General features: G+C 67.5%; 9 protein-coding genes and 1 pseudogene. 6 read left to right on the top strand and 4 right to left on the bottom strand.

Annotated features, from left to right (window positions below; all coding sequences use genetic code 11):
* Positions 1 to 58 precede the first annotated feature (58 nt).
* Complete coding sequence (locus ABT063_RS51425) at positions 59 to 403, top strand: MerR family transcriptional regulator (RefSeq protein ID WP_351069183.1); 345 nt, start codon at positions 59 to 61, stop codon at positions 401 to 403.
* A 386-nt stretch (positions 404 to 789) separates the two neighbouring features.
* Positions 790 to 1308, top strand: coding sequence for a hypothetical protein (locus tag ABT063_RS51420; protein ID WP_351069181.1), 519 nt, complete (start codon positions 790 to 792; stop codon positions 1306 to 1308).
* Between the two features lie 70 nt (positions 1309 to 1378).
* Here the strand turns inward: ABT063_RS51420 and ABT063_RS51415 are convergent, their stop codons facing one another.
* Together ABT063_RS51415 and ABT063_RS51405 are read right to left on the bottom strand one after the other, a co-directional pair.
* Entirely contained in the window at positions 1379 to 1747 is a 369-nt protein-coding gene (locus ABT063_RS51415; protein ID WP_351069179.1) for a DUF397 domain-containing protein, read from the bottom strand.
* Positions 1748 to 2976: 1229 nt separating this feature from the next.
* On the bottom strand, positions 2977 to 3816 hold the full coding sequence (locus tag ABT063_RS51405; RefSeq protein ID WP_351069176.1) for a class I SAM-dependent methyltransferase: 840 nt from the start codon (positions 3814 to 3816) through the stop codon (positions 2977 to 2979).
* A gap of 950 nt (positions 3817 to 4766) precedes the next feature.
* Between ABT063_RS51405 and ABT063_RS51395 the strand changes: the two genes are divergently transcribed.
* On the top strand, positions 4767 to 5411 hold the full coding sequence (locus tag ABT063_RS51395; protein WP_351069174.1) for a CBS domain-containing protein: 645 nt from the start codon (positions 4767 to 4769) through the stop codon (positions 5409 to 5411).
* 103 nt (positions 5412 to 5514) lie between these two features.
* Here the strand turns inward: ABT063_RS51395 and ABT063_RS51390 are convergent, their stop codons facing one another.
* Positions 5515 to 5892 carry a hypothetical protein gene (locus tag ABT063_RS51390; protein WP_351069185.1) on the bottom strand — a complete coding sequence of 126 codons (378 nt, stop codon included), beginning with the start codon at positions 5890 to 5892 and terminating at the stop codon, positions 5515 to 5517.
* Between the two features lie 78 nt (positions 5893 to 5970).
* On the opposite strand from ABT063_RS51390, the gene ABT063_RS51385 reads away from it, so the two are divergent.
* Complete coding sequence (locus ABT063_RS51385; protein ID WP_351069173.1) at positions 5971 to 6564, top strand: helix-turn-helix domain-containing protein; 594 nt, start codon at positions 5971 to 5973, stop codon at positions 6562 to 6564.
* Between the two features lie 219 nt (positions 6565 to 6783).
* On the top strand, positions 6784 to 7170 hold the full coding sequence (locus tag ABT063_RS51380) for an IS630 family transposase (RefSeq protein WP_351069171.1): 387 nt from the start codon (positions 6784 to 6786) through the stop codon (positions 7168 to 7170).
* A 19-nt stretch (positions 7171 to 7189) separates the two neighbouring features.
* Here the strand turns inward: ABT063_RS51380 and ABT063_RS51375 are convergent, their stop codons facing one another.
* Complete coding sequence (locus tag ABT063_RS51375) at positions 7190 to 7639, bottom strand: hypothetical protein (protein ID WP_351069169.1); 450 nt, start codon at positions 7637 to 7639, stop codon at positions 7190 to 7192.
* Between the two features lie 462 nt (positions 7640 to 8101).
* Between ABT063_RS51375 and ABT063_RS51370 the strand changes: the two are divergent.
* A pseudogene (locus ABT063_RS51370) lies at positions 8102 to 9017 on the top strand (IS982 family transposase).
* Positions 9018 to 9121 lie beyond the last annotated feature (104 nt).

The following is a 9121-nucleotide window of genomic DNA, read 5'->3' as shown; positions in this document are numbered from 1 at the left end:
GCCCGGGTGCCAGCACGGCACCCGGGCCCCCCGACGCGTCCCCTGAAAGAAGAGGTCTATGCCCCCTCGCAGTACCCGCCCCGTCGCCCCTCTCGATGACGACGACTACCCCGCCTACACCGTGGGCCGGGCCGCCGAGATGCTCGGCACCACCCCCGCCTTCCTCCGCGCCCTCGGCGAACACCGCCTGATCACGCCCCTGCGCTCCGAAGGCGGCCACCGCCGCTACTCCCGCTACCAGTTGCGCATCGCCGCCCGTGCCCGCGAACTCGTCGACCAGGGCACCGCCATCGAGGCTGCCTGCCGCATCGTCATCCTCGAAGACCAGCTCGAAGAAGCCCAGCGCATCAACGAGCAACTACGCACCCAGGGCGGCGAGTCGCAGTCGAAGACGTCAGCCTGACCAGGAACGCCGGGCGCCAGCGAACGAGGCCGCCGCCAGAGACCCGCACCGCCGTCCTGGGCCGGGCCCGCGGCTCAGCACGGCACCAACGACCTGCACGAAGCGCCTCCCGGCCTGCCACGGCTCACCGACATCGACGTCTGCCCCAGCACGACACCGAGGATCCCGGCACGCCCGCCGGGGTCCTCAGCCACCCCACCAGCCACCCTGACCAGCCGCATCGCCTTACACCTCAGGAACTACAGCTGCCATATCCGACGCCGTCGATGAAAGCTGCGGCGCTCCGAGATCACATGGGACTTCGCGGCGGACGTCGCATTGGCGCTGGTGATTCTGCTAAGGAATCGAACGGGACCAACGAGCTTCGCCTTCCGGGGCTGACGCTGATGATCGACCGCTCCGTGCGGATCGAGTCGTTCGAGATGAAGGCCCCGACGAACGTACGGATCGTCGATGACCCGTGCACGAGCGCCGAGACCCGGGCGGAAGGCGTGGGCCAGACGCCACGCCATGCGTGCAGCCTCAACCTGGCCAGGAGCCAAGGCCTCGACACCGCGGAGACGGCAACCCTCGGCGTCGACGTCACGGGCAAGTGTTCCGCGACCTCGTCCCAGACCTGCTCCTCGGCCGCCACGGACTCCTGGACATTCGCCGCGCAGGTACGGGACCCGGACGACAGTAGCCCGGATCCGCCGGATTCACCGGAGCCGCCGGCGTCTCCCCCCGAAACCACCCCACAGACACCGCCGACCGACTCCGCGTCGTCATCGGCGGTGGTGCTGCACACGCAGACCCCGTTGACCATGTTCCCCGACGGCGTCCTACAGGCGGAGGCGGCCACGAAGTCCAGGCGGCGGACAAGGAGGCCTTCCGCTACCGCTACACGGGGCTGTGCCTCCTCGTAGAGTCGAACGCACGGTTGTTCCTGGTGCCGACTCTGTGGATCGCCGGCTCCAGCTACACCATCGTCATCCCCTACGACGACCGGGTCCGCGTCGAACTCCGTACGTGAGGGAGGAAGGCGGACCAGGTGGCGGGGGAGTGGGTGAGGTGGGGGCCGCCGGTAGGGTGAGGGTGCTTGGAGTCGCGAGTGTGGACGGTGTGGGGGCAGACGGCGACTTCGCGGCACTGGCCGCCCTCTGAAACGCTACGCCCGGCCCGGCGTCGACGCGGTCGCCCAACACGTCGCGCAGCGCGACCCAGCCACGCGGCGGCGGACGTAACGCCTGCCGTTTGCGGCGGGTGACAGGGTCTTACCGGTACCCCATGTCGCCGAGCGCGACCCTGGTTCTGGGAGTGAGTCTTGGCCCCACCTACGGGCTTGGGTTCCAGAGGTGGCGCCACACCTGACCCTGTGGGGTGTTGCAATGACCAAGCCGCGTCGGATCCATAAGAAGCGTGGGGCTGCCCCGCTGGCGGAGAAGCGTGACCAATACCTTCGGCTCATAGCGCAGGGATTGAGCAACTCGGTTGCGTGCCGCGAAGTGGGCATCAACCGCAAGACGGGGAACCGGTGGAGGTACGGGCGGAAGGTCGTAGACAGGGCAGGACACGAGCGTGGCTACCGGCCCATCACCGAGGAGAGGACACCGACGAGGTCTCGTCCCGGTACTTGTCCGAGGACGAAGGGCTCGTCATCGCCGACATGCTCCGCGCCGAGGGCTCATTGCGCGCGATGGCCAGGGAACTCGGCAGGGAGCTATCTGCGGACTGCTGAAGCCGCGGCGGAGGCTGGTGTTGGGCACCGGTTCGTGATCCACCGGCCGGGGCAGCGGCGGGCCGCCGTGCGGCGCGCCCGCTCAAAGGAAGGCAGGGTTCGGACCGGGCGGCGGCCGACAGGAAGCCGGTCCCAGCGACGCTGACCCTTGGCCTGGACCTGTTCACGCACTCGCTGCCCGCGTTCCGGTTCACCCCGGCCTCGGAAACGTCGGTCGACGTCGCGATGCTCCTGCGGGACGTGATGACGCCGCTTCCGATGCGCGAAGAAGGCTGGGGCGAGGGCATGGCCTGGACCTATCTGGGCGTTCCGACGGACATCATCACCGAGTTCGCCGGCCACAAGACCGCGGGCTGCCGTTCTTCGCGCCGGAGACGGTCACCACGGACCATGGCGGCCCCTACAAGAACCACGAACCTGGTGGAGGCGGAGCGAGAACTGGGCTGCAACATCCTGCCCGCGCGGATACAGCGCCAGACATACAAGTTCGCCGTCGAGCGGGTCTTCGGCGCGATCAAGACGCTGCTGTTCGAGCACCTGCTGGGGTTCACTGGCACGGACGTCGCCGACCGCGGCGCCGATCGGCCCAGGAGGCCCGCAGTCGATTGCTGCCGTCCCGGACCAAGAGGGACTGCCCGCGAGCGATCAAGAAGCCGCTCCGATGGCCGATCCTGCGGGTCCGGGCCGGACGCGACAAGGTCAGCCCCGGCCGCTGGAACCACAACCAGACGACCAAGCAACGGACGTACAAGGGTGCGGGAAGACCCTTTCTCGAACCGGCGCAGACCTCATCACCTCCCTGGCTTCATCCAGCTGATGCCCGCCCGATCATGAGTGCCGCGGTGCGCTGGCGGCGTCACCGCCTGTGTGACACTCCCAACTCGATGAGATAACGCTTGGTCACCCGGCCGCCGTACTCCCCGTCGATCAGGCCCGCAACACATCCCAGCAGCCCGTTCCTGGCGGCTTCCGGAAGAGCTCGGTGGCCGGAGTAGGTCCGCAGCAGCTCCAGATAGTCCGACGTGGTGTACGTGAGGTCCTGCTCGTAGCGGCGGAAGACCGTGGGGCCGAACCGGCCGCTCCGCGCGACCTCCTCAGCATGGTCCGAGCCGTCGATGTCGGCAGCCGCGGGAGGCCGCAGCCCCGGTGGCGTGTCCGGGTCGAAGCGCTCGTAGCAGCGCTGGACCTTGACGAAGAACTCCTCGGTGCCGCCCATCACATGCTGGCTGCGCACCACGGCAAGCGCCCCGCCCGGACGCAGCGCGTCGGCGGCCTTGGTCATCCGCACCGCCGGGTCGATCCAGTGGAACGCCGACGCCGAGACGACCGCGTCGAACGGCTCCTCCGGCAGCGGCCAACTCTCGAAGTCAGCTGTCACCACTTCCACCGCCGAGACCCCGGCCAGGTTGCGGTGTGCGACCGCGGCCATATGCGGTCCCGCCTCGACGGCCGTGATCCGACAGCCCCGCCCTGCCAGAGGCACCGTCGCCTGACCGGTCCCGCAACCCACCTCCAGCACGCGGCTACCGCCGCGGGCACCGGCGAGTTCGGCGAGGTCGTCGTACAACTCCGTCGGATATCCGGGCCTGGCCCGCTCGTACAGCTCCGCATCCTCGTCGAAAATCCGGCTCAGGCGCGCCCGCCGGGCCTCGTCGGGTCTGTCGTCGCGTTTTGCTTGCGTGGTGTTGTCGGGCATGCGGAGCAGGCTAGTGCCCGCACGGGAGTTCACAGAGGTGGTCCGACACCGTCAGGCCACCTACTGCTCAGAGCCCGCATCCTCATGCCGCCGCAGTCATCCGGAAGCGCGGTCACAGCCGGGTGAAGTGCACAGTAGGCAAATACCGGATTTTTTGGCCACGCTTCCGTGAAGGATCGGCGCGATGAGGCAGGGTCGACAGCTTTCGCCTCGCAGACAATCGCTTTGGTCGCGTTTCCAGAGAGCTATCGACGCCAGTCATGTCAGCTTTCACCTGAAAAGCGTACTAGTCGTGGAGTGCCACGTGGTACGGGGTTTGAGTAACCCTTCAGTGGCAAGCCCATTCTGGGCAAAAACTGGCGTAAGGGCGGCAATATCGGGTGTGCGGAAGCGTGCTGGTCTGGGAAATGCGGATCGGCGTAGGCGTGGCAGCGCTGGTTGGCGGACTGCTCCCACCGATGGTCGTCGCTGACAGCGCTGCTGCGCAGACGACGCAGCGGTTCGCGTTTCAGTACGCGGCCGAGCACGACTGGCTCACTGTCGTCCAACTGCCACGTACGCACCCGACCTGAATCCGGTCGAGGGCATCTGGTCGTTACTCCGACGCACCACTACCGCCAACGTCGTCTTCAGCGACCGCGACCACCTCGTCCAAACCGTCCGCAGCGGCATGCGCCGTATCCAACGTCGCGCACGCAAGGTCTGGGGCCCAGCTTCGCCAGTATCTACCGCGCGCTCGGCCGCACTCCTGGCCGTGGGACAGCCGGCCCTCCCCGCCAGGCCGAACGTCACTGGTAGTCGGAGCGGCGCGGTGCTGTCATGGGTAGGGGAACAGCGTGGACGAGCTGGCAGAGCCGCTGGCAGGGCCGAGGAGGCCGGCGCGCCGCGCGTTGTCCGCCCGGGCGGTCCGACCGCGGCCGACCCGTCGCACAGCGGAGGAGGACGATGCCATGCTGCACCGCCGCACGGTCGGTGACGTGATGACCAAGGAGGTCGTCACCCTCCGCCCCGACACGCCATTCCAGGAGGTCGCCGCCCTGCTGGACGCGAACGACATCGTCGCGGCACCGGTCATCAACGATGACGGCGTCCCCGTCGGCGTCGTGTCCGCGTCCGACGTGCTGCGCCACGAGACCGGCATGCCCGATCCGCAGGGGCAGAACGGGAACGACGAACGCGCCTGGGGCAAGGCCCGGGCCCGGACCGCGGGCGCGCTCATGAGTAGCCCCGTCTTCACCGCCCGCGCCGACTGGACGATCCCACGAGCCGCTCGGGAACTCCGCCGACGGCACGTCAAGCAGCTGCCGGTGGTCGGGGACAACGGGCTCCTCACCGGAATCGTCACCCGCAGCGACCTGCTCGACGCCTTCATCCGCTCCGACATCGAGATCCGCGGCGAGGTCGAGCAGGACGTCCTGAGGCACATCCTCGGCCTGGACGAGGCCACCATCGCGGTGGAGGTCCGGGATGGGGTCGTCACCCTGCGGGGTCACGTCCCGGAACCGCGTCTGATCCCAGTGGTCGTGGGCCTCTGCCAGGGCGTCGACGGTGTCGTCGCCGTGGACGCCCACCTCGCTGCCACCCGGGCGGGCTAGATGTGCTGTCCGGAGAGGCTGATGACGCGGCTGGCGGGGACCGGTGCGATGGAGAAATATCAAGATCTTTGCGTGTGTGAGGCCTGATTTCGGAAGGAGATCTCTAGGCCAGCTGAGGAATGCACGAGCGTGATCTGGTCCAGCCCGGTGCTCCGGAGCCGCCCGCGGGAGCGTCCAAGTCCTCGTTCCTCGAGTCCCCTCTGGCGGCGGTGTGCTGGTGAGCCCGCACGATTGTGGAGTCCAGCGCGACCAGCCAGTCCGCATCCGCCCGCTTCCGAGCGGCGGCCAGCATGCGGTCGAAAGTGCCGTCGGCCGCCCAGCGGCGAACCGCCCGTGGACGGTCTGCCACGGCCCGAACCGCTCTGGAAGGTCCCTCCGCGGCACCCGTGCGGAACTTGAACACGATGCCCTCCAGCACCTGCCGGTGGTCCCGCCACCTGCCACGGGCCCGGCCTGCGGGTGGAAGCAACGGCTTGATCACAGCCCACACGGATCGGATGACTCAGACGCATCCCTCACGATCAATCCAACGATCCGATGATGGTCAAGACACTGCCTAGTGCTGGATTCCTCTTTCTCTGGGTATACGTCCTGGTGGCGGGGTGGTTCGGGTGTTCGGTGGCGGGTGCTGGACGGTGGTATTACGGGCACGCCGAGCCGTGCCGAGACTGAGGAACAGCTCGTCGGTCGACTGTCGCGAGCACGCAAGGCGCCGCGCGATGTGGTGCTGCGGGCTCGGATCGTCGAGCTGAGTCGGTCCGGACATCGAGTGCCGGCCATCGCGGACGAGTTGAGGCGCAGTCCCAGGTCGGTCCGTCGCTGGTTGCACCGCTTCAACCGCTCTGGTCCGGACGGTCTGGAGGATCTAGGCGGACAGGGCCGCAAGCGGCGGATCACCGAAGCCGAACGTTCAAGGATCATCGGCCTGGTCAGGCAGTCTGCGCCGGGCCGACTGGCCGTGCGGGCAGACGGCGAACTGGCTGCGGCTGATGAGTCCGGGCCGCCGGAGTGGACCCTGGACTCACTGGCCGCCGAGGCCCGGCTGGGCATCGGGATCGGCCGCGGCCAGTCCGCCGGATCCTGCTGGCCGAGGGGGTGCGCCGGCGCCGCACCCGGTCCTGGACCCATTCCAGAGATGCGGACTTCGAGCTGAAAAGGACCAGGATCATCGAGCTCCACACCTGCCCGCCCGAGAGCGCGACGGTCGTCTGCGCCGACGAGCTCGGGCCGGTGATCCCCCGCACGTTCCCTCCGGCGCCGGGCTGGTCGCCGGCCGGCCACCGCATCAAGGCGGAAGTGAACTACGGCCGAGGGCCCGGAGAAGACCTGGGTCTACGGCGCTCTGCGGGTGCGGGACGGACACGAGGTCACCATGACCGCCTCCTCCCGCAACAGTGTTTTCTACCAGCAGTTTCTTCAGAAGGCCGAGGAAGCCGACCCTGTCGGTGACATCTGCGTTGTCACCGGCAACCTGTCCTCGCGCAACAGCCTGTCCACCCGGAACTGGCTGGAGGACCATCCCAGAATCCGGCACGTCTTCATCCCCGTCGGTGCCTGCTGGCTCAACCTCCAGGAAGGCTGGTGGCGCATCTTCCGCAAGGCCGCCCTCGCAGGCCAGTCATTCGCCGGACCAGCCGAGATCGAACAAGCCACCCGCCTCGCAACATCCCAGCTCAACACCCGAGCCCGGCCCTGGATATGGGGAAGACCCGCACCACCAACTCGCCTCTTACAGCGCCGATATGTGGACACCGTTTGAGGAATCCAGCACTAGAGGTTCAATTCCGGGAACGTCGAAACCAGTCGCCGGACTCCTCCTGGGCAAGGCGTTCTACCACCAGGCATGCAGTGACGAGCGGAGGGATGACGAAGAGCAGACCAACGTACAACCACATGGTGAGGGAGGCGACGATTCCGAGGATGCCCCAGGCGATTCCACCTACGCGTAGACCGGGGCCCCCGGAGACGAATCGGAAGGCCAGAATGATGCCGGCGGCGCTGAAGCTCACCAGGAGGAAGCCAATGGCCGCGAATACGCCTGTTCTCACCCAGAACGACGTGTCGCTAAACGGGATGGTGTATCCCTGGTCGCTGCCGGCCAGGCCCTGCTGGATGAACCCCGCCCCGCCCAGGGCCAGCAGCCCGGCGGTAGTGAACATCAGGCGGCGGGCGCCCTTCGTGTCAGCCGGCATCCCAGGTGAGCCGATCGGTCTATCCGTCTGGCGCATAACACCATCCTGATGCATCCGGTCCGGGACCGGTCCCGGACCGGCCAGGCCGACTCCAACGCGGCCTTCACCGTGCGGAATCCGACTCCGTACTCACTCATCAAGGCCCGGTACGACATCCTGCCCGGGCATCACGGCGGATCGCCGCGTCCTGACACTCCGCGCTCCGGCACCCCACAAGCCCATGCGTTACAGAACGTCACAGATCCCCCGATCTGAAACAGCTTCTGAGGTCTCTCTGCTCAGGATGCGGTCTCCGTGGAGCTGAACGGTCCCCTCCACGGGCCCCGGCGGGCACTGTCCGCTTCGCGCTGCTTCTTATCCGCATCGCCGAACACCATGCCCCATGCGCGGGTGAGCACGCCGCCGGTTCTGAAGACCGGGTATGACACTGGTTCCTCCTGGTGGTGTGGTCCAAGGGGTGCCTGCGGAGACGAGAACGAGGGTGTCCAAGATCGTTTTGTGACGAACGACGTGGACACCCTCGCGACAGCACTCTATGCGACGACCGACGACATGCTGAAGGAGCATCCCGACCTGGCGCCGTGGCGCCCGCCGGTCGGCATTACGCCCCGCCTGAGCGATGCCGAACTGGTCACCCTCGCCATGATGCAGGCCATACTCGGCTTCACCTCCGAGGCCAAATGGCTCCGCCATGCCCGCGCCCACCTGCGCCACCTCTTCCCCTACCTGCCCCAGCAACCCGGCTACAACAAGCGGCTGCGCAAGGCCGCCGGTCTGATGCGAAGCGTCAACCGGATCCTGGCCACCACCACCTCGGTGTGGAGCGACGACGTATGGGTCGTGGACTCCACCCCGGGTGGAATGCGGCCGCTCCCGCGAGACCGTCAAACGCTCCGACCTGGCAGGCTGGGCCGAATACGGCTACTGCGCCAGCCACAGCCGCTTCTTCTGGAGCCTGCGCCTGCACCTGGTCTGCACCCTTCAGGGCCTGCCCATCGCCTTCGTCCTGACCGGGGCCAAGGCCGACGAACGCGAGACCCTCCTTGACCTCCTGGCAGCCGAATGCGAGCTTCTGCGAGAGCGCCCCCGACAGACTCTCATCGGCGACAAGAACTACTTCGGCCGTGGTTTCGAACGCGAACTGTCCGAGCATGGAGTCCAGTTGCTGCGGCCTGCCCGTAAAGGTGAACGGGAACGGCCTGGCGCAGCCCTGTTCAAGCCGCTGCGACAGGTCATCGAATCGATCAACGAGACCTTCAAGGGACAGCTTGACCTCGAACGGCACCGAGGGCGCACACCCGGAGGTGTCATAGCCCGCGTCATGCAACGCATCCTCGCGCTGACCGCCGCGATCTGGCACAACGACGCCACCGGACAAACCGTCCCACGCTCACTGATCGCCTACGATCACTGACCCCTTGGACTAGTACTGCAACGGTGCTTGCCGTGACTGGTGGGCAGGTCAGGGGCTGTGTCCGCGTCGTTTGTAGTGGCTGGTGCGGGCCTGGCGTTGTCGCC

It is taken from the genome of Streptomyces sp. NPDC002838, from assembly GCF_040295365.1.
Lineage (GTDB): Bacteria > Actinomycetota > Actinomycetes > Streptomycetales > Streptomycetaceae > Streptomyces.
Note: the sequence above shows the minus strand (reverse complement) of the source record. Positions and strands in the feature narration are given on the sequence as shown.

Excerpts from the sequence above, each read along its gene's own strand:
- ABT063_RS51425 (WP_351069183.1), top strand. The coding sequence starts at position 59 with ATGCCCCCTCGCAGTACCCGCCCCGTCGCCCCTCTCGATGACGACGAC.
- ABT063_RS51420 (WP_351069181.1), top strand. The coding sequence starts at position 790 with ATGATCGACCGCTCCGTGCGGATCGAGTCGTTCGAGATGAAGGCCCCG.
- ABT063_RS51405 (WP_351069176.1), bottom strand. The coding sequence starts at position 3,816 with ATGCCCGACAACACCACGCAAGCAAAACGCGACGACAGACCCGACGAG.
- ABT063_RS51395 (WP_351069174.1), top strand. The coding sequence starts at position 4,767 with ATGCTGCACCGCCGCACGGTCGGTGACGTGATGACCAAGGAGGTCGTC.
- ABT063_RS51380 (WP_351069171.1), top strand. The coding sequence starts at position 6,784 with ATGACCGCCTCCTCCCGCAACAGTGTTTTCTACCAGCAGTTTCTTCAG.
- ABT063_RS51375 (WP_351069169.1), bottom strand. The coding sequence starts at position 7,639 with ATGCGCCAGACGGATAGACCGATCGGCTCACCTGGGATGCCGGCTGAC.